Here is a 20083-nt window from a genome sequence, read left to right on the forward strand (position 1 = left end):
ACGACGGCAGGTGGCAAGAAGCCGGCGACCATGCGACCAGTGAGACGATCCCGACGGACGCGATCATCCGCGGGACCGACGTGGTCAAAGAGTACGAGACCGGCGGCCAGATCGTCCGCGCGCTGAAAGGCGTGGACTTCGGCATCGCGCCCGCCGACTTCGTGGCGGTCGTCGGTCCCTCCGGGAGCGGGAAGTCCACCCTGCTCAATCTGCTCGGCCTGCTGGACGTGGCCACGAGCGGCGACGTGCGCCTGCGTGGGCGGGACGTGTCGACGTTCACCGACCGGGAACGGACCCGGAAACGCAAGGAGACGATCGGGTTCGTCTTCCAGAGCTTCTACCTGATTCCGACGCTCACAGCGTTGGAGAACGTCGAGATGCCACGGATGCTCGACCGGACGCCGACGAAGACGCGCCAGCGGGCGAGGCAGTTGCTCGAACGCGTCGGCCTGGGTGACAGACTCGATCACTACCCCGACGAGCTGTCGGGTGGGCAGAAACAGCGCGTCGCCATCGCGCGGTCGCTGATCAACGACCCCGACATCGTGTTAGCCGACGAGCCGACCGGAAACCTCGACCGCGACACCGGCGACCGGATCCTCGAACTGTTCGACGAACTCCGCCGTGACGAGAACGTCGCCGTCGTCACGGTGACCCACGACGATTACGTGGCCGAGGCCGCCGACCGCGTCGTGACGCTCATCGACGGCCGGATCCGCGAGACCGAGAGCCGGCGGGCGAACTTCGAGGAGGGCCCCGACCCGTGAACCCGCTCCGCTGGCTCGTCGGCCGGTTTCCGACGCTGGCGCTGGCCAGGCGGAACCTCTCGCGTGCGACGCTGCGCTCGGCGCTGGCCATCACGGCCGTCGTCATCGGCGTCGTGGCTATCGGGGCTATCGGTACCGGCGGCGAGGCGTTCAAACAGGATCAACTGGAGGCCTACGAGGGGTTCGGCGGGACGGCGACCGTCGAGCCCGACGTCCAGTTCGAGGACGGGAACCTCACCAACACCGAACTCTCGGACGGCGACATCGACCGGATCAGACAGGCCGCCGGCAGTGCGACGGTGTTGCCCGTCCACGAGCCGGCCGGCTCGTTCGTCCAGACCCAGTCGGGGACGCTCCTGTTCAGGGCCCGGGTGAAAGGGCTTGAGAACCCGGGCGAGTTCTACGAGGCCCGGAACGGGACGATGCCCGACAACTGGCGACGAACCATCGTGATCGGGGCGCGAATCGCCGACCAGAACGATCTGGAACCGGGCGACAGGCTCCGGGTCAACGTCACCGACGAGTTCGACCGGAGCTTCGAGATCGCGGCGGTGCTGAAGCCACAGGGATTCAGCGCGCCGCTGGGGGCGGACCGGACGGTCTTCGTCCCGGCGTCGGAGTTCGAGAGCGGCGGCTACGAGCAGGCCATCGTCCGGGTCGACACGACGACCGGATCCGTCGACGCCGCGACTCAGGCCATCGAGCGGGAGTTCAACGCCCGCGAGCAACTCGTCCGGGTCGAACAGGTCCAGGAGCAACGCGAGCAGTTCACGGAGTTTTTCGGCACCGTCAACCAGTTCCTGATCGGCGTCGGCGCGATCTCGTTGCTCGTCGCGGCGGTCACCATCGCCAACACGATGCTGATGGCGGCCATCGAACGCGAGAGCGAGATCGGCGTCCTCCGGGCGTACGGCTACCCCAAGCGGGCGGTCGTCAGTCTCCTCGTCGCCGAATCGACGATCCTCGGCGTGGTCGGTGCGGCCATCGGCGCACCCCTCGCACTCGGCATCGGGATGGCCATCAACCAGCTCCTGCTCGGTGATCCCTTCGCGTTCACCGCGGCTGGACTCCGGTACGTCGGGATCGGCGTCGGCTTCGGCGTCGTGACCGCGCTGGTGGCGGGCCTGTATCCGGCGTGGAAGGCGGCCAACAAACGGCCCGTGGAGGCGTTGGACTGATGTCGGGAACGGAGGTATGGCGATGAGTTGGCTCCGACGGGTCACGGGTCGATTCCCCTCGGTCGTCATCGCCCGGCGGAACATCTCACGGGCACGCACGCGCTCGCTGCTGGCGGCCGCGGCGATCATGATCGGTGTCGTGGCCATCGGCGCTATCGGGGCCGGCGGCGCGGCGTTCAAGGAGAGCCAACTCGACCGGATTCAAGAGCAGGGGGCGACGAACGTCTACGTCTCGCCGGGCTTCGACAAGGAGGATCGGTACTTCGACCGGACCGACCTGATGCGGATCGACGAGACGGTCGGCGGGGCCGGCATCGTGGCCACGGAGTCGCGGTCGATGGAATATCGGGTCCGGTCGAATCGCCAGCGGTCCCTCTCGGTGACGTATCTCGACGACCCGCGTCGGCTCCACGAGGTTGCGGTGGGAGAGATTCCGGCGAACTGGCGGCGCAGCGCCGTCGTCTCCAGCGAGTTCGCGGCGGAGTACGACCTCGAACCCGGCGACCGCATCGTGTTGGCTCCGGAGACCGACGAGGGCGAGACCGCCGAGTTCCGGGCCTACCGCGTGACGGCCGTACTGGCAGAGACCCAGGCGTTCGGCGTCGATCAGGTCTACCTGCCCATCGAAGCGACCGGTGATCGACGGTACGGGCAGGTCCGCATCACCACCGAATCGGTCGAAGAGGCCGAGGCCGCCGCCGCGGCGTTGCGCGAGGAGTTCAACGGCCGGAAAGACACGCTGATCGTCTTCGAGCTCACGTCGCTGGTCCGCCTGTTCAAGTCCATCGTCAACGGGATCAACGTGTTCCTGGCGGGCCTGGGCTCGCTGTCGCTGCTGGTCGCCGGCGTCTCCATCGCCAACACGATGCTGATGTCGGTGACCAAGCGACGCGAGGAGATCGGCGTCCTCCGGGCGGTCGGCTACTCGAAGGTCGACATTCTGCGCATCCTGCTGGTCGAGGCCACCCTGCTGGGAGCCATCGGCGCGGCTATCGGCATCGCGCTGGCCCTGCTGGTCGTGCTGGCCGCGAACGCCATCTTCCTCGGGAGCCCCTTCGCGTTCACGTCGGGTTCGATCCTCTACCTGGTCGGTGCCGTCGCGTTCGGCATCGGTACCAGTCTCGTCGCGGGTGCGTACCCGGCCTGGCGGGCCGCCAACGAGCGCCCCGTCGAAGCCCTCCGGGGCTGACCACCACCCCTGCACTTACCAGTTCGCGTCCGTGAACGACGGTAGTTATTAATGATGTTGAATAGTATCGGGTGGCATGGACTTCCAGGACCTCGGTGACGAACCGCTAGAGGGCAACGCCGCCGAATTACACGACCGGACGGCCGACGCGGACGGCGACCTGACTGCCGTCGAGATGGACGGCGAGTCGCTGACACACGCGGCGTTGCGGAACCGGTCGGCGGAGTTCGCCGGCGGCCTCCACGACCTCGGGCTGGAACCGGGCGACCGGATCGTCCTCTACCTGCCCAACGGGCCGACCTACGTGATCGCCTCGCTGGGTGGACTGAAGGCGGGGACGCCCGTCTCGTTCATGAACCCCCAGTACAAACCGAGGGAGATGGTCCACCAGCTGGAAGACACGGCTGCCGAGGCCATCGTCACCCACTGGTGGCTCCGGGGCACCGTCGACGACGCGCTGGCGGAGACCGACGTGGATCCGGTGGTCATCACGGCGGGCGACCGCGAACAGGTTCCCGACGAGGACCACCACGTCGACGACGTGGCGGGTGAGCCAACGCACGTCGAGCGTGACAGCGAGGACGTGGCACTCCAGCCCTACACCAGCGGGACCACTGGCCAGCCCAAGGGCGTGCAGTTGACCCACCGGAACGTCCGCGCGCAGGGCGTCGACATGCTGGTCGACGACGACGAGAAGGCGCCGTTGACGCCCGCGGAGCTGAAGAGCCTGATCTGGTTGCCGATGTACCACATCACGGGCTTTATCCACTGCGGGTGGCAGCCGCTGCTGTACGGCGGATCGCTCCACCTCAGGAGCGCGATGCGGTGGGACGCCGGCGACGCGATGGCGACCATCGAGGACCTGGGGATCACTCACTTCGTCGGCGTCACGACTATGTACGTCGACATGGTCAACGACGAGGGATTCGGCGATCACGACCTGTCGAGTCTGGAGGTCGCGGCGGAGGGCGGCGCGAAGATGGCCGTCGCCATCCAGCGCGAGTTCGAGGAAACTGCGGGCGTCGACATCACCGAAGGGTACGGGCTGACCGAGACCTGCGGCGCGACCCACACGGAGAACGAGACCGCGTTCGGCCACCGCGAGGGCACCGTCGGGCAGCCCCTCCAGATGACCGACTCGAAGATCGTCGACGAGTCGGGCGCGGAAGTGATGCCGGGCGAGGAGGGCGAACTGCTGGTGCGAGGGCCACAGGTCATGAAAGGGTATCACGACATGCCCGAGGCGACCGAGGCGGCGTTCACCGAACGCGGCTACTTCCGGACCGGCGACGTAGCCCGGCGGGACCGGGACAACTACTACGAAATCGTCGACCGGAAGAAACACGTCATCGTCACCGCCGGGTACAACGTCTACCCCAGCGAGGTCGAGGAGCTGCTCACCGAACACGACGCCCTCGCCGAGGCCGCCGTCGTCGGGATCGACGACGAGCGTCGCAACGAGATCCCCGTCGCCTACGCCGTTCCCCGCCCCGACACCGAACCTGGCGAGGACGTGACCGCCGAGGAGATCAAACAGTTCGCCCTGGACGAACTGGCCGAGTACAAACACCCCCGGGACGTCGAGTTCGTCGACAACCTCCCTCGGACGACCAGCGGGAAGATCCAAAAGTACAAACTCCGGGACGACCAGTGATCCAGTAGCTCGGCCCGAGACCGACTGGACGACGAATTCTTATACACTATTAAATAAACTGCCCCAAATAACTGGTTCTGTTGCTATTTTTGCTGAGATTAGTTTCCATTGTTGTGTTCTAGGGGAACGTTTATCCGTCGGAAGACTCTCCTATTCTGAAAATGAACGAGCAAGCAGAGCAAATGCAGGAGTCGACGACAGTTCATCGGTTGGAGTGTAGCGTGGACTGGCCGCCGGAGAACGTCGCCGCGTACTTGGTCGACTGTGCCGAACCGATTCTGTTCGACGCCGGGATGGCGGGCGAGACGGCCCGCGAGGAACTGACCGACGACATCGCGACCCACGGCTACGAACTCGCGGACATCGAACACCTGGTCGTCACCCACCCCCACACCGACCACATCGGGCAGGTACAGGCAGTCATCGACGCCGCCGACCCCGAAGTGTACGCGCCGGCGTCGATCCGGCGTCGATTCGAGCGCGACCCCGAGGACCTGGGCGACACCGTTCGGGCGAACGCCCAGGCGGCCGGCGTTCAGGGCGAGTCCCTCGACGACGCGGTGGAGATGTCCGTCGAATCGCTGAAACGCGACAGCAGACTCCTCCCCAGCGAAGCCGTCGACCACTGGCTCGGTCGGGGCGAGGCCGTCGAGATCGGTCCCCTCACCGTCGAGACGGTCCACACGCCGGGCCACCAGGCCGACCACCTCTGCTATCTGGCCGACCTGGACGGCGAGCGCGTCCTCTTCTCGGGCGACATGGCACTCGGGACCTTCCGCCCCGTCGCGATGCACGTCGGCTTCGACGACGGGTACGAGGACGCTATCGGGCAGTTCTACACCGCCCTCGACACGCTGGCGGACCTCGACGTGGACCGCGTATTCACCGGCCACGACGATCCCCACACCGAGTTCGAAGCGCGGGTCCAGCACGACCGCGAGAGTCTGGACCGCCTGCTCGACCGGACCCGGGAAGCGCTCGAGGACGGGAGCGGCTCGACGGCCGTCGAGATCGCCTTCCAGCGCTCGGGCGACCGCAACATGGAGTACCTCGTCATCGAGACTGCCAGCGCGCTGGCCCACCTCGACGGCGAGGGCGTCCTGACCAGCGAGACCGACGACCACGGCGTCCGTCGCTACGAGGTCGCATGACCGAGTACGAGGCCGTCTTCTTCGACATCGGCGGCGTCATCGTTTCACTGCCCTCGATCCGCCAGGGCTACGTCGATTACCTTCAGGAATTCGCCGCCGAACGCGACCTCGACCCCGAACCCGCACTGGAAACCTGGCGGGAACGACTGGGCGAGCACTTCAAATCCGCCGAGGGGACCGAGTACATGTCCGCGGCCGAAGGGTACCACAAGGCCTTCCAGGCCATCGTGGACGGCGACCTCGACCGCGAGGACTGGGAACCCGGATTCGAGGCAGCGACGAAAGCGGCGATGGAGACCGAACCCAACGTCATCGAGACCATCCAGGCCCTGGACGACGCCGGCGTCTACTTGGGGATCGTCTCGGACATCGACACCCGCGAAGCCCACCGGATGCTCGACCAGTTCGGCATCGACGACGCCTTCGACGGCGTGACCACCTCCGAGGCCGTCGGCTACAAGAAACCCGACCGGCGCATGTTCGAGGACGCGCTGGGGAAGGCCAACATCGACCCCGCGACCGGGCTGATGATCGGCGACCGCTACGATCACGACATGCAGGGCGGCACGGAAGCGGGCCTCGATACCGTTGCCTACAACGGCACCGCGTTCGAACGGGCCGCCGAAGTCGGCCGGAACGGACACCGGGTCGTCGGTGACGACGCAATCGACTACGCCATCGAGGACCACCGGCAACTGCTGGCGGTCATCGGCGTCTAGTAGATTCGGGATAGACACGAGCAGCCCGCTGCCGCTGTTTTTCGACGAGAATACGGCACGGACTGATAAACCCCCCTCCCTTCTGAGGAGGAACTGTTAACAAAGTGTGTTCGGTAGAGGACTGGTGCAATGGATTTCGGACTTGACGACAAGACGGCCCTCGTGACGGGGGGTGCGGGCCGCATCGGTGAGGAAGACTGTAAGACGTTCGCCCAGGAAGGGGCGGAGGTCGTCGTCCTCGACGTGGACGAGGACGGCGCGCAGGACGTCGCCGACGAGATCAACGACGGCGACTACGACGGCGAGGCCATCGCCATCGAGTGTGACCTGACCGACCGCGATCAGGTCGGCGAAGTCGTCGAGGACCTCCAGGATGCCACGGGCGGCGTCGACATCCTCGTGAACAACGCCGGCCTCGTGGACGCCGTGGGCACGGCCGGCGACCTCGACCCCGACATCTGGGACCGCGACCTCTCGGTCAACCTGACGGGAACCTACAACATCACCCGCGAAATCTTCCCCAACATGTGTGATCGGGGCTGGGGCCGCATCATCACGATGTCCTCGCTCGCCGGCTGGGAAGGTGGCTACGGCCAGATATCTTACTCCACCACGAAGGCCGGTCTCATCGGCTTCGGCAAGACGCTGGCCCTGGAGGGCGCGCCCGAGGGCGTCACCTCCAACATCCTCGCGCCGACCATCGTCGTCGGCGACCTCGCCGAACTGCCCCACGACCAGCTGGAGAACATCAACGAACACTGGGCCGACATCGCCCGCGCCACGCCGATGGACAAGCTCGGCAGCGAAGAAGACGTCTCCAATCTGGTCGCCTATCTGTCCTCCGAGCAGGCCGAGTACATCACCGGCCAGGTCATGGGCGTCACCGGCGGCGTCGATCTGTTCACGTACTAGCGCCTTTTTACTGCAGGGGGTCGCCGCTGGCGACCCCCTTTGCAAAAACGTGCGTGAAAACCTCTCTCGACGCTCACTGGCTCGCGGTTTCACCGCTCGCCTACCGAGGCGCTCCCGAAAGTCGCGCCTCGCAACGCTCGCGTCGAGTGACCCGCCTCGCGCGCACGGCGCGCTCGGCGGACGAACTGCCAGTGACTCAAACGGAGACTTGTCCCTCCGCTACATATTGGTGAGGTCCATCCTGTACACGAACCACGACCATGCTCAGGTCACGACTCGCAGGCTACGGGTTAATCGGGTTCGGCGTCCTCTGTGCGCTGTCGATTCTCACGCTCGGCGGTAGTACCCAGCGTCGCTGTCCCGGTGTCGGGGGACGAGTCTACGACGCCATCGGTGCCGATCCGACGGGCCTTCGACTGACAGGGTTCGACCTCGGACAGTTGGCGATCACCTGGTACGACGGCTGTAACTGGCACACAGTCACGGTGTTGCCGCTGCTCGTCGGCGGACTCCTGCTCGCCGGTGGCGTCCTCACGATCAGCCGCGGCGGTGTCGAATCCTGACGCAAAGGCACGTCAGGCGTCCGGCGCGAGCGCCTGAATCGTCGACATCGCCATCTCGCCGGCGGCCTGTCGTGGCACCGTGATGATGGGCAAATCGACGAACCCGTCCTGTAGCTCGGCCAGTCGCTCGCGAGCCTCCTCGGTCGTCCCGGCGACGCCCAGCGCGTGGACCATCTCGTCGGTCACCGCGGCCTTGGCCGCGTCGCGGTCGCCCGCCTGCCACCGCTCCGCGACCGTCTCGGCCTGGTCGGGGAACCGCTGGGCGACGGCCTTCCGGTAGCCCTCGCCGTTCCCGACGTAGTAGGCGACGTGCCCCCGGATCGCGTCCCGAGCGGCGTCGGGGTCGTCGTCGCTGACCGCCGAGGGGACGTAGGGTGCGACCGTGATCTGGCTGGCGTCCCGTCCCGCCTCTGCGGCCGTCTCCTCGATATCCTCGAAGGCCGCGGGCAAGTCCGGGAACGGCACGTTGTGCGGAATCCAGCCGTCGGCCAACCGCGCGACGACCCGGCGGTTTGCCGGGCCGAGCGCAGCGTGATAGACCGGCACGTCCCGACCGAGTGGCTCGAAGTCCTCGACCTCGAACAGCTTGCCGTCGTAGGAAACGGTACCGTCGTCGGTCGAGAGGTAGCGCTGGGCGATGGCGATGGTCTCGTGCGCGCGCCGGACCGGGTTCTCGAACTCCAACCCGTGGAGGTCCTCGATGGCCTTGGCCGTACTGACACCGGTTCCCAGCACCATCCGGCCGTCGGCGTAACGGTCGACGGTTGCGGCGGCCATCGCGAGGACGGCCGGCGAGCGCGAGAACACGTTGGCGATGGCGGTGCCCAACTGGACGGTCTCGGTCGCCTCGGCGACCGCCGAGAGCTGGACGAACGCGTCGCTCCCCCAGAGTTCCGGCATCCAGACGGAGCCGTAGCCCAGCTGTTCGGCGGTGGTCGCGACGCCGGTCGGGTCCATCACGTCGGCAGGCGGCAAGAGCAGGCCCGGTTGCATGGTCACCGCAATCGCCGCCCCGACACAAAAAGCTCCCTCCGGCGGAGTCGCCAGTATCGACGACTACTCGATGATGCCGTCCTCGCGGAGGTCGGCGATCCGGTTGGCGTCGTATCCCGCCGCTTCGAGTACGTCGTCAGTGTGCTCGCCGTGGCCGGGCGGCGCGCCGGCGGCCTCCTCCGGTTCCGCGGTCGACTGAGCGGGGAACCCCACGCGGGGCACGGTCCCCGAGTGATCGATGAGGTCGCGAGCGTCCGCGGCCTCGCTGTCGAGTGCTTCGGCGGGCGTCCGGACAGGCGCGACCATCGCTTCGGTGTCGCCGAGTTCGGCCTCCCACTCCTCGCGCGTCCGCTCGGCAAACAGGGCTTCGAGTTCCTCGCGCACGGCCTCGCGTTCTGCCGGGTCGCCGGTCATGTGCGCGTCCGCGAGCTCCTCGCGCCCGACTGCCTCGCAGAAGGCATCCCAGAACTTCGGTTCGAGCGCCGCGAGCGTGACGTAGTTGCCGTCGGCGGTCTCGTAGGTGTCGTACCACGGCAGGGACCCGGAGAGTTCCGTGTCACCCGGGCGGGGGTCACCGCCGGTGAGCGCGTCGTGGGCGACGGCCTGTGAGAAAGAGGCCACCACGTCGGTCATCGCCACGTCGACGTACTCGCCGGCGGTGTTGCCTAACTCGCGAGAGAGCAGTGCTCCGACGACCGAGAAGGCGGCGAACAGTCCGCCGGCCATGTCGCCGACGGGGTAGCCGGGCATCTGTGGCTCGCTTTCTTCGTCCGCGCGGGTCATGTCCAGCAAGCCGGCCATCCCGACGTAGTTGAGGTCGTGCCCCACCCGGTCGGCGTGGGGGCCGTCCTGGCCGAAGCCCGAGAGCGAGCAGTAGATCACGTCGTCGTTGACCGTTCGGACGGCCTCGTAGTCGACGCCCAGACGCTCGACGACGCCGGGGCGGAACTGCTCGAACACCACGTCGGCTTCGGCGGCGAGGTCTAGGAAGGCCTCGCGACCGCGGTCGGTCTTCAGATCGAGGGCGACACTTCGCTTCCCCCGGTTGACCGCGTCGAAGATTGCGCCGACGCCCGCGTCGGTGTACGGCGGGAGGATTCGCGCGTAGTCCCCAGCGTCCGTGTCTTCGATCTTGATCACGTCGGCACCGGCGTCGGCGAGCAGTTGCGTCGCGTAGGGGCCGGGCAACAGTCGCGAGAGGTCCAGCACGCGTACTCCGTCGAGTCGCATACCCCTCCTCCCGAGGCCACGACCATAAGCCCCCGTCCCGAACTCGCGACCGCCACGCCACCAGCTCGACGCCGCTTTCTGGCACGGCGTCCCGTACGAACCGCCGGGAACAATCCGTTCACTCAGCTTACGAGTCTCGCCCGGCCACCCCTGTGCTCGAGCGGTGGTTTCATAGCAATAGCGCGCGTTCACTCTTGCCATGGCAACAGAAAACAAGAAACGGTCGGTCAGTTTCGACACGGGCGAGGAGACACGGCTCATCCTCGACAGTCTCGACGAGTTCATCGAGCAGGAAGTGGAACCGATCAGGGACGACCTAGGCGAGACGTGGGAGAACCCGCGACTGCGCCACGAGGACGACGGGCGGCTGGTCCCAGAAGTCGTCGACGCCATCGAGACGATTCGCAAGAAGAGCGCGGACGCGGGCTACTACGCGATGAACCTCTCCGAGGACGTGGGCGGGGAGGACGTCTCGAACGTCACCTGGTACCGGGCGAAAAAACACGTCGCGAGCCACGGCATCGGCCTGACGGAGTACATCCTCGCAGGCCCCGAGGGCCCCAAGCCACTCCTGATGCAGGCCGAGGGTGAACAGGTCGAAAAGTACCTGAAGCCGGCCGTGGCGGGCGAGGTGTCGACGGCCTTCGCCCAGACCGAACCCGGGCAGGGGTCGGACTCGCCGAACATGGACACCCACGCCGAGAAAGACGGCGACGAGTGGGTCCTCAACGGGCAGAAGCAGTGGATCACGAACGCGCCCTACGCCGACTTCGTACAGGTGTTCGCGCGGACGACACCCCAGGAGGAGGCCGGCCGCTACGGCGGGATCACCTGCTTCATCGTCGAGCCCGACGAGTTCGAGCTCGGGTCGATGAACAACGCCGTCGGGCTGGAGGGGATGCAGGCCGAGTTGCTGTTCGACGACGTGCGCCTCGGGGAGGACCGGGTCCTCGGACAGCCCGACACGGCATTCTACAACGCCATGGACTTCCTCTCGCTGGGACGGCTGGAACTCGGCGCGGAAGCGGTTGGCTACGCCGAACACCTCATCGAGAAAGGCGTCGAGTACGCCAACGACCGGGAGGCCTTCGGGCGACCAATCGGGAAGTTCCAGGGCATCTCCCACAAACTCGCCGAGGGGCGGGCGCGGAACTACGCCGCCGACGCCGCCGGCCTCAAACTCGCCTGGCAGATGGACCAGGGCGAGCAGGCCATCGAGGAGTCGTCGATCTTCAAGTACCTCGCGACGAACGTCTACTTCGACATCGCCGACGACGTGGTGCAGGTCCACGGCGGGAACGGGCTCTCCGAAGACAATCCGTTCATGGACCACCTTCACGTCGCCCGGATCCTGCGGGTCGTCGAAGGCACCGACGAGATCCAACTCAACACCATCGCGAAGCAACTGGGCGTGTCGTAGATCGACGGCCGGCGGTTACTCCGACGCCCAGTCGACTGCGTCGTCGAGGTCACTGAAACTGCGGACCGCGGCACCGGGCACCTCGACGTTCGATTTCACTGCCATCGCGGTCGTTCCCTCGGAGACGAATCCGATCCTGTCGACGCCCGTGTATTCCCCGTTCTCCGACCAGGCCTCACCCATGTACTCCTGGGTCTCTTTCGGGAGGTTCGTGCCGTCGCCGAAGACGGCCAGCGTCGCTTCGATGTCGTCGCGTTTGCCGCGCTCTCGGTAGTGATCACTCGCGGCGTCGAGGTCGTCGTCGGCGAACCCCTGCCAGCCCTGCATGAACCAGATACCGACCGGGCCGCGCTTCTCGAACCGCCACTCGTACTCGTCCGGGTCCGGCAACGTGCCTGTCGATTCTGACATCAACTCTACCAGGGTTTGGAGTGGCATAACTCCGTCCCGCATATCGAGGAATGATTCGCCCGTTTCAATGCCTGAACATCAGGATCCGGTTGGGTTCGTGCCGGATGCAAAAGGGCGTCACCGACGACGGCGTGAACGTGTTGTCGGTCTTCTCGGAGACGAACAGTTGTTCGAAGGGCTTCCCGCAGGCGGGACAGGCGTATCCCTTCTTGTTCGCCCAGTGGCTGGTGTCGCGGGTCTCTTTCAGAAGTTTGAGCCCGTGCCGGTAGTCGTGGACGTCGATGGGGCCGTCGTCGTCGCCCAGCGTTTCCATGTGGGAGAGTAGGTCACGGAACGGCATCAATGTCCGGAGCGGTTCGGGAGGCGTTGCCGGCTCCCCGGCCGTTAAGACGCGGGCTGGAGAATCCGACTGCATGACGCTTCTGGTCCCGTTCGACGGCTCGGCGCTGTCCCGGACGGCGCTCGAACGCGCGAGCGAGTTCGCCGACTACCGCGACGAAGAGGTCGTGGCGCTGACGATCATCCCCGACGACGAGGAGTTCGCCCGCGAGCGCGGCTGGATCGACGAGGACGGCACCTACGATCAGGCCGCCGTCTGTGAGGAGTTCGAACGCACCGTCCAGGAAGTCGCGCCGAACGCGACCTACCGGTGTGAACACCCCGAGACCAGCGACTCGATGACCGCGACCGTCATCGACGACATCACGCGGACGATCAGACACGTCGCCGACGACGTGGACGCATCAATCGTGTTCATCGGCAGCGAGAACGCCGGCCGCGTCTCGACCCCGGTCACCAGCGTCGGGAGCCCCGTCTCGGAGGACCCGCGCTACGACGTACACATCGTCCGGCATGCCGACTGAGGGCCACACCCGGGGACGTTGACTGATCGCTCACCGTTTTCCCAACCCACGGGCCAACGGGGATTACTTATAACAGGCCGATGATGTCGTGAAGAAAACTGAACCACAATCGGTTCGTTGAATCAAGTGCGGTTCGCTCCCAATCCCGAACCGGATTTTCCCCTCCCTCTTTCCGCTCCCCCTCTTCGACCGGTTTCGAGTAGTGGTGATTTCCGGCAGGCCTGTCCGTGACCGAAATCACTAGCCCGTGGGTCCCCTACGCTCGGTCATGACTGCTGTCCTCGACCGACTCGCCGAACAGGAGGGCTGGCGCATCGAGAACACCGCGGCGCGTGTCCACTACGACGGCGGTGGCGACCGGTACAGCATCGAGTACTACGAGCCGAGCGACTGTGTGATCTACTGGAAAGTCGCACCCGACGGTGACATCGCCGTTCCGGTCGGTCGCAATACCGTTCCGACACCGCTACGCGAGCGGATCAGGCAGGATCTGGCCGCCGCTGACATCGATCCGGAAATCGAACGTCGCTCTCTCTGAGATCACATCGAGAAGTGGTCGTCGTCGGCCTCTCGGATCCGGCCCTTGTCCGACTCCGCCGCCTCGACCGCTGCCTCGACTGCCGACTGACTCGCGCCCTCGGGCGGCTCCACCACCGCGTCGATCGCTGTCCTCGTGGTGGTGTCCGGTTCGTCGTCGCCTTCGGATTCGTCCTCACCGACATCTTCCCAGAGACGGTCGATGACAGCCACCAGCCGCTCGCCGACGACTTCCAACTCCGGTTCGTACTGTTCGGGGTCCTCGACCGATTCGGCTGGCATGTGCGTGTGAGTAACTGCCACGGACTGATAAATTGCGAGCTTGATTCATGACCCAATTTACATTATACCGGGGGTACAGCGGTACGCGAGACGGTGAGTTTAATCCCGCAGGCGCTCTGAACCAGTGGTATGAGCGTCGACGAGCCGGACGTTCGGGCAGTTGCGCAGGCGGTCCGCGACGCGGAGTCGGTCGTGGCGCTGACGGGGGCCGGCGTCAGCACCGCATCGGGCATCCCGGATTTCCGCGGGGAAGACGGCATCTGGGAGCGCCACGATCCGATGGACTTCCACATCGACCGGTTCCGGTCCGACCCCGAGGGGTTCTGGCGCGACCGCGTGAAACTCCAGGCGTCGGCGTTCGACGACGGGAACGTCGCGCCCAACGCCGCCCACGAGGCGCTGGCGGGACTCGAATCGGCGGGCCACCTCGACACCGTCGTCACCCAGAACATCGACGGGCTCCACCAGGACGCCGGCTCCGAGGACGTGATCGAGATCCACGGTTCGGCCGCGCGTGTCGTCTGCCGGGACTGCAACCAGCGGTTCGACGCGGAACCGGCGATGGCGCGAGCCCGGGACGGCGACCTCCCGCCCACCTGTGACGACTGTGACGGGACGCTCAAGCCCGACACCGTCCTGTTCGGCGAGCAGTTGCCAGAACACGCGCTGATGCAGTCACAGGCGAAAGCCGAGAGCGCGGGCGTGTTCCTCGCCGTCGGCTCGTCGCTGACCGTCGAACCGGCTGCCTCGCTCCCACGGGTCGCCGCGGAACGAGGGGCGACGCTGGTCCTGGTCAATCTCGAGTCCACACCGCTCTCCGGGCGGGCCGACTTCGACTTCCGAGCGGACGTGACCGAAGCCCTCCCGCAATTGCGCCGGGCAGTCGAGGAGTGAGGGGAGTCCACAGGCAGGGCAACCGGCGCACACGCCCCCTACGCTTTTGATGTGACCGGGCGTGGGTTGTGTCGTTATGGAGTACGAAGTGCTCGACACCGAGGACGTACCGGTTACCGACCTGTCGGAAGTCGAGGGCGTGCCGCCGGATCTGGACATCCGCCCCGTCGGCCGGACGATGGGTCTGGAGAACCTCCACCTGACGCTGTGGTACTTCGAGCCCGGCGAGGAGATCCAGTATCACGCCCACAGCGAGCAGGAGGAACTCTACTACGTCATCGAGGGCGAGTTCTCGCTGAAACTCGGTCGCTCCGGCGAGGAGGAGACGATGGAGGTCGGCCCGGGCGCGTTCTGGGCGGCCGGCCCGGAGATCGGTCACGGCCACCGCTACGTTGGCGACGACGAGGGCGTCGTCCTCGCGGTCGGCGCGCCCGCCGTCGAAGACCCCGGTCTCGACCCGCACAATCTGGACTGAAACCGGTCAGGCGTAGCTCCGATCGAGGTATTCGAGGATGCGCTCGGACTCGGCCATCGTGATGCCACGGTCCTCGTCGACGACGACGGGGACCTGGCGCTGGCCCGAGAGCCGCTTGACCTCGTTGCGTCGGGAGTGGAGTCCCTCGACCCAGACCGACTCGTAGTCGATGTCCAGTTCTTCGATCCGGTCCACGACGAGTTCGCAGTACGGACAGCCCTCCAGCCGATAGAGTGTCATCGTCATACCACTCGCTATGGGGGCGGCTGGCAAAAAACTGCGGCTCAGGGTCGTCGCCGGACCCACCATGCCCGGGCCTTCGCCGGGGTTTTTGAGGGAGGCACTCCATGCCCGGGTATGCCACCCACCGACGGCGACGACATCCCCGATTTCGAGGCACTGTGCTGTGACGGCGAGACCTTCCGCTCGACCCACCTCTCCGAGGCCGTGGGCGACCGCGGTGCGGTCCTCGTCTCGACTGGCTTCGTCTACAGCGCCATCGCACAGAACTGGTGGAAGCGCTTCCAGAAGTACGGCTGGGACGATTTCGAGGACGTACCCGTCCTCGGGATCAGCCGGGACGGCCCCTACGCCCAGAACGACTTCCTGCGCTGGCTGGGCCGCCCGCCGTTCCGGATGTTCGCCGACGTGAACGGCGAAGTCTCCGAGGCACTGGACCTGCTCACCGACCGCGATCACATGGCCAACGTCGCGACACCCTGGCGATCCGTCTTCGTCGTCGACCCCGACCTGACTGTGCAGTTCGCCTACGTCGCCGACGAGTGGATCGGCCCGCTCCCCCACGAGGACGTGGAGACGGCCGTGGCCGAACTCTGAGCCCGGCACGGCCGAAGGGGAACGGTTCGAGTCACCGTCGAGGCGGACGGCGACAGGTGACCACCGGTCCGTTCGGCCGGACGTGTCGAGGCAGGGATTTACATCTTCGACCCTTCAGTGTCGAGTATATGGATGCTGGAAGCGAGATCGTGATCCACGTTACGAGCGGCGAGAGCAGCGACTGGCGGATGGCACTGCGCAACCTCGTGAACCTCGTTCAGGACGAGTCGGTGTCGACGCCGCCGGGGTTAATCAACGTCGTCGTCAACGGCCCGGCGGTCCGGTTCCTGCTGGCGACGGCCCCGGAAGCGGCCAAGATCGAACGGATGGCGGACGCCGGCGTGGAAATTTCTGCCTGTACGAACTCTCTCGAACGGTTCGACCACGCGGTCGACGCCCTCGCCGACGGCGTCTCGACCGTTCCATCCGGCGTCGCGGAGGTCACTCGCGCCCAGAATCGGGGGGCGACGTACCTGAAACTGCCGTAGCGAACCGGTTCTGAACCTGCCCTCCGACCGGATGACTGGATCGACGGCCGAGTGGCCGACCGCTACTCCGCACTGGCCGACTCGCCGTAGATCGCTTCGACCTTGTGGAAGAAGTGATCGCGGATGTTCCGGCGCTTGAGCTTCATCGAGGAGGTGAGCATGTCGTTTTCGGGCGTCCACTCGACGTGGACGAGCTCGAACTGCTTGATCGTCTCGTGTTTCTCGAACCCCTCGTTGACCTCGTCGACGGCTTCCTGAACCCACTCGTGGACGCGCTCGTCGTCACACACGTCGTCGCGGTCCTCGGGCAGGTCGATCCCCTCCTGCTCGGCCCACCGCTCGATGGCCTCGAAGTTCGGGACGAGCAGCGCGCTGATGAACTTCTGGTTGTCGCCCATCACCATCACCTGGTCGACGCGCTCGCTTGTGGCGAAGGCGTCCTCGATGGGGCCGGGCGCGACGTTTTTCCCGGTCGAAAGGACCAGGAGTTGCTTCAGCCGGTCGTGATAGACCAGATAGCCGTCCTCGGTCCGCTCGATGATGTCGCCGGTCCGGAACCACTCGTCGTCGTCCTCGTCGTCGCCGGGCAGGGTGGTGAACGCGTCCTCGGTCTCCTCGGGCTTGTTCCAGTAGCCCTGCGTGACGTTGGGGCCGCGCACGAGGAGTTCGCCGATCTCGCCGTCGGCTTTCTCCTTCCGGTCCGGACCGATCACGGAGTCGTCGAGGTACGTCTCCATCCCGGCCATCGGCGGGCCGAGCGTCCCGGGTCGCGGGTCCTCGGCGGGGTTGGTCGAGACGACGGGCGATGTCTCGGTGAGGCCGTAGCCCTCGAAGATCTCTAGGCCCATCCCGCGGAACAGTTCCGCGAGGTCCTTGTTGAGGCTGCCGCCGCCGCTGACGAAGTAGTCGATGTTCCCGCCCAGCTGGTCTTTGACCTGCTGGAAGACGAGTTTGTTCGCGACGTAGTACTCCAGTTTGAGCCGTCGGCTCGGGTCCTCGGTCCGGCCGTACTCCTTGCCGATCTCCAGTGCGCGCTGGAAGATCTTCTCTTTGAGGTCAGAGGAGGCGGCCTGTTCGCGCATGGCGTCGAAGACTCGCTCGTACACCCGCGGGACGCTCGTGGCCGTCGACGGCTGGACCGCGTGCATGTCTTCCTGCACCGTATCGGGGCTCTCGGCGTAAGCGACGGTCGCGCCGCCACCGAACATCGAGAAGTGCCCGGCCGTCCGCTCGAAGACGTGGGCAAGCGGGAGGAAGGAGAGCGTCTTCACGTCCGAGTCCAGGACGGGGATGTCCTCGGTCTTGTCCGGTCGCGGGCCGAATCGCTTCCGGATCTGGGTGACGTTGGCCCGGAAGTTGGCGTGGGTCAACCGGACGCCCTTGGGCTTGCCCGTGGTCCCGGAGGTGTAGATCAGGCTGGCGAGGTCGTCCGGCGATTGCTCGTCGAGCCAGGACTGGTAGGCCGACTCCTCGAAGGCCTCGCGGCCGAGTTCGTGGACCTCGCCGAGCGTGTAGATGTCGTCGTTGTCGTCGTAGATGTCGACGCCGTCGACGAGAACGACGAACTCCACAGCGGTGTCGTCCTTGACATCGAGAACGCGGGCGAGCAGTTCCTCGTTCTCGACGACGACGCCCGTCGCGCCGGGGTCGTTCAGCAGATAGCGGACCTGCCGGGGCGAGGACTCGGTGTAAATGGTCGTGACGACGCCGCCGGCGGCCAGGAGCGCGAAGTCCGTCTGGGCCCACTCCATCCGGGTGTTCGAGAACAGCCCCACCCGTTCGCCGTGGTCCACGCCGAGTTCCCGAAAGCCCGCCGCCAGGTTCCGGACGATTTCGGCCATCCGGTCGTAGGTCAACAGCCCCCACTCCCCCGCGGCAGGTTCGGGGATCACGTCCTCGGTCAGCGACCGGTCGTAAACGCCGCCCTTGTACTGCTGAGCGGGTAGTTCCGCGTGGCGTTCGACGCTGGCCTCGAACAACTCGGGGACCGTCCCCGACCCGGTCACTTCGTCGGTGTACTCACGCTCCAGTTGCAACAACTCCTCCGTTGTGGTCATTGGCGTGGCCCACGCAGTCCCACACAATAATACGTTCGGGATTGAGCTACCCACCGCTAAACAGTAGTTGCTGAAGTAGCCAAGCTTCGATTGTCGGCGCGGTCGTTGTCTCGGTATGGTCAAGACTACCGAGGCGAAACAGGTGAGTCGGGCTGCTTCGTCACTGCTGTTCCCGGAGCTTGAGTTCGGTGTTGCGGACAACGGCACCTATCCGAGCGAGGACTTCCAGCGAGTCATCACTCGGATAGCTTTCGATAACGAGTTTGCGAACGCTGGCGCGAAAGCGTATCAACTTGCTCGTGGTGAGGATGTAGACGTTGGTGCCGAGTCACGGAATTCACTGGCGAGAGCCCTGCTGTACCATCTCCGTGGATTGGACGCGGACGCGGTCGACGATCAGTTCGACCGCGTCCGTGATGCTGTACTCGACGAAGCAGCCCGTAACCGCCTGTTCAGTCGACCCGTCGACGTTGCGACCGACGTACACGACTGGCTCTATTACGGCGACACAGAGACACCGCACGTCTCTCGGACTGATCCCGACCGCGGAACCGACTGTGCCTACAAGTTCGCCACCATCTGTATCGTCGACCCGAGCGTCCGATTCACGCTTGGCTGGGTTGCGCTGGACGGTGCCAAGACCGACGAGTTGGCGGATGCACTCCGCCAACTCGTCTCCCAAGCACGGGAGTACGTCGAGATCAATCGCGTCTACCTCGACCGCGGCTTCTATCGCGTCCATCTTGCGTTGCTGCTGGAGGAGTTAAACGTCGAGTTCGTCATGCGTGCGCCACAGACGCGGAAAGTACAGCGATTCATCACCGACCACGACGAAGACACGTTCGTCGCAGAGTACGAGATGGCACGGTCGAATCCACCGACGGGCCGGACGACAGTCCGGCTCGTCGTCACACCCCATCGGACCCGTGAGAACGATCAGTTCTGCCTGGTCACCAACCGCGAGGTCACGCGTGACCTCGCTCGGCCACTCGCTGAAGCCTATCGTCGCCGCTGGGGGATCGAAACATCCTACCGCAAAGTCACGGAATTTCTCCCGAGAACGTCGTCACCGACGTTCTCTGTCCGGCTGTTCTACTTTCTGTTTGCTGTGGCCCTCTACAACCTGTGGGTGTTGACGAACCTGCTGCTCACACCAGACCGGACGGTCGGGCGGAAGCCGGTCCTCCCAACCGTCCTGTTCAGGCAGTTTCTCGGGCAGATCCCGTATGGGTAGCATCTCGTTCGGCGACTGACTCGGGCCGGCACGTCCGAGTCAGGACGCCACTGGCTACTGGCAAGACTGCCAGAACATCCCTCGTCACTGGTTCTTGGCCGGCAGATCCGAACCACTCGGTGCTGGCGACCGAGTTATCTTGGATACAGCTGAGGGAACGAGCTTCGAGCAGTGATTCTCACAGTCGAATCAGCAACTACTGTAAAGCCGTGGGTTTTCGCCTCGTGTT

Annotated in this window: 23 protein-coding genes; 16 read left to right on the forward strand and 7 right to left on the reverse strand. The window is 65.7% G+C overall.

From position 1 onward, the window contains the following. The first annotated feature begins 47 nt into the window (after positions 1–47). From MU521_RS01295 to MU521_RS01330, 8 genes are all read left to right on the forward strand, one after another. Complete coding sequence (locus tag MU521_RS01295; RefSeq protein WP_349356953.1) at positions 48–767, forward strand: ABC transporter ATP-binding protein; 720 nt, start codon at positions 48–50, stop codon at positions 765–767. Further along, positions 764–1945: an ABC transporter permease gene (locus MU521_RS01300; protein WP_092686747.1), complete on the forward strand. Its 1182-nt coding sequence runs from the start codon at positions 764–766 to the stop codon at positions 1943–1945. Before MU521_RS01295 ends, MU521_RS01300 begins: the two co-directional genes overlap by 4 nt. A gap of 22 nt (positions 1946–1967) precedes the next feature. After that, complete coding sequence (locus MU521_RS01305; protein WP_092686744.1) at positions 1968–3134, forward strand: ABC transporter permease; 1167 nt, start codon at positions 1968–1970, stop codon at positions 3132–3134. Positions 3135–3210: 76 nt separating this feature from the next. After that, a complete protein-coding gene (locus MU521_RS01310; RefSeq protein ID WP_092686741.1) occupies positions 3211–4788 on the forward strand; it encodes a class I adenylate-forming enzyme family protein in 1578 nt (525 codons plus the stop codon). A gap of 161 nt (positions 4789–4949) precedes the next feature. Continuing rightward, a complete protein-coding gene (locus MU521_RS01315) occupies positions 4950–5939 on the forward strand; it encodes an MBL fold metallo-hydrolase (RefSeq protein ID WP_092686738.1) in 990 nt (329 codons plus the stop codon). Beyond that, positions 5936–6658 (forward strand): HAD family hydrolase, encoded by a 723-nt coding sequence (locus MU521_RS01320; RefSeq protein ID WP_092686735.1) that lies wholly within the window; start codon positions 5936–5938, stop codon positions 6656–6658. The genes MU521_RS01315 and MU521_RS01320 overlap by 4 nt, the downstream gene beginning before the upstream one ends. A gap of 129 nt (positions 6659–6787) precedes the next feature. After that, positions 6788–7570, forward strand: coding sequence for an SDR family NAD(P)-dependent oxidoreductase (locus MU521_RS01325; RefSeq protein WP_092686732.1), 783 nt, complete (start codon positions 6788–6790; stop codon positions 7568–7570). A gap of 260 nt (positions 7571–7830) precedes the next feature. Continuing rightward, positions 7831–8133 carry a hypothetical protein gene (locus tag MU521_RS01330; protein WP_092686729.1) on the forward strand — a complete coding sequence of 101 codons (303 nt, stop codon included), beginning with the start codon at positions 7831–7833 and terminating at the stop codon, positions 8131–8133. Positions 8134–8145: 12 nt separating this feature from the next. On the opposite strand, the gene MU521_RS01335 is transcribed toward MU521_RS01330, so the two are convergent. Continuing rightward, positions 8146–9126: an LLM class flavin-dependent oxidoreductase gene (locus tag MU521_RS01335; RefSeq protein ID WP_092686726.1), complete on the reverse strand. Its 981-nt coding sequence runs from the start codon at positions 9124–9126 to the stop codon at positions 8146–8148. 63 nt (positions 9127–9189) lie between these two features. Continuing rightward, positions 9190–10356 carry a CaiB/BaiF CoA transferase family protein gene (locus tag MU521_RS01340; protein ID WP_092686723.1) on the reverse strand — a complete coding sequence of 389 codons (1167 nt, stop codon included), beginning with the start codon at positions 10354–10356 and terminating at the stop codon, positions 9190–9192. Between the two features lie 199 nt (positions 10357–10555). Here MU521_RS01340 and MU521_RS01345 point away from each other — a divergent pair, with 199 nt between their 5' ends. Then, positions 10556–11776, forward strand: coding sequence for an acyl-CoA dehydrogenase family protein (locus MU521_RS01345; RefSeq protein WP_092686720.1), 1221 nt, complete (start codon positions 10556–10558; stop codon positions 11774–11776). 15 nt (positions 11777–11791) lie between these two features. Here the strand turns inward: MU521_RS01345 and MU521_RS01350 are convergent, their stop codons facing one another. Together MU521_RS01350 and MU521_RS01355 are read right to left on the reverse strand one after the other, a co-directional pair. Beyond that, positions 11792–12187, reverse strand: coding sequence for a hypothetical protein (locus MU521_RS01350; RefSeq protein WP_092659622.1), 396 nt, complete (start codon positions 12185–12187; stop codon positions 11792–11794). A 64-nt stretch (positions 12188–12251) separates the two neighbouring features. Further along, complete coding sequence (locus tag MU521_RS01355; protein WP_092659620.1) at positions 12252–12500, reverse strand: DUF7385 family protein; 249 nt, start codon at positions 12498–12500, stop codon at positions 12252–12254. Positions 12501–12600: 100 nt separating this feature from the next. Between MU521_RS01355 and MU521_RS01360 the strand changes: the two genes are divergently transcribed. Next, positions 12601–13050, forward strand: coding sequence for a universal stress protein (locus MU521_RS01360; RefSeq protein WP_092686716.1), 450 nt, complete (start codon positions 12601–12603; stop codon positions 13048–13050). A 268-nt stretch (positions 13051–13318) separates the two neighbouring features. Beyond that, entirely contained in the window at positions 13319–13588 is a 270-nt protein-coding gene (locus MU521_RS01365) for a DUF7538 family protein (protein ID WP_092686713.1), read from the forward strand. A gap of 2 nt (positions 13589–13590) precedes the next feature. Here the strand turns inward: MU521_RS01365 and MU521_RS01370 are convergent, their stop codons facing one another. After that, a complete protein-coding gene (locus tag MU521_RS01370; RefSeq protein WP_092686710.1) occupies positions 13591–13869 on the reverse strand; it encodes a hypothetical protein in 279 nt (92 codons plus the stop codon). A 129-nt stretch (positions 13870–13998) separates the two neighbouring features. On the opposite strand from MU521_RS01370, the gene MU521_RS01375 reads away from it, so the two are divergent. Then, complete coding sequence (locus MU521_RS01375; RefSeq protein WP_092686707.1) at positions 13999–14763, forward strand: SIR2 family NAD-dependent protein deacylase; 765 nt, start codon at positions 13999–14001, stop codon at positions 14761–14763. Between the two features lie 76 nt (positions 14764–14839). Then, entirely contained in the window at positions 14840–15238 is a 399-nt protein-coding gene (locus MU521_RS01380; RefSeq protein ID WP_092686704.1) for a cupin domain-containing protein, read from the forward strand. A gap of 6 nt (positions 15239–15244) precedes the next feature. Here the strand turns inward: MU521_RS01380 and MU521_RS01385 are convergent, their stop codons facing one another. After that, a complete protein-coding gene (locus MU521_RS01385) occupies positions 15245–15484 on the reverse strand; it encodes a glutaredoxin family protein (RefSeq protein WP_092686701.1) in 240 nt (79 codons plus the stop codon). Between the two features lie 111 nt (positions 15485–15595). On the opposite strand from MU521_RS01385, the gene MU521_RS01390 reads away from it, so the two are divergent. Further along, positions 15596–16075, forward strand: coding sequence for a redoxin domain-containing protein (locus tag MU521_RS01390; protein WP_092686698.1), 480 nt, complete (start codon positions 15596–15598; stop codon positions 16073–16075). 128 nt (positions 16076–16203) lie between these two features. Then, positions 16204–16563 (forward strand): DsrE family protein, encoded by a 360-nt coding sequence (locus tag MU521_RS01395; protein WP_092686695.1) that lies wholly within the window; start codon positions 16204–16206, stop codon positions 16561–16563. A gap of 62 nt (positions 16564–16625) precedes the next feature. Here MU521_RS01395 and MU521_RS01400 read toward each other — a convergent pair whose 3' ends face one another. Continuing rightward, positions 16626–18620 carry an AMP-dependent synthetase/ligase gene (locus MU521_RS01400; RefSeq protein ID WP_092686692.1) on the reverse strand — a complete coding sequence of 665 codons (1995 nt, stop codon included), beginning with the start codon at positions 18618–18620 and terminating at the stop codon, positions 16626–16628. A 115-nt stretch (positions 18621–18735) separates the two neighbouring features. On the opposite strand from MU521_RS01400, the gene MU521_RS01405 reads away from it, so the two are divergent. Beyond that, positions 18736–19854, forward strand: coding sequence for a transposase (locus MU521_RS01405; RefSeq protein WP_139171018.1), 1119 nt, complete (start codon positions 18736–18738; stop codon positions 19852–19854). Positions 19855–20083: the final 229 nt, after the last annotated feature.

It is taken from the genome of Halorientalis regularis (assembly GCF_023698535.1).
In the GTDB taxonomy this organism is placed as follows: domain Archaea; phylum Halobacteriota; class Halobacteria; order Halobacteriales; family Haloarculaceae; genus Halorientalis; species Halorientalis regularis.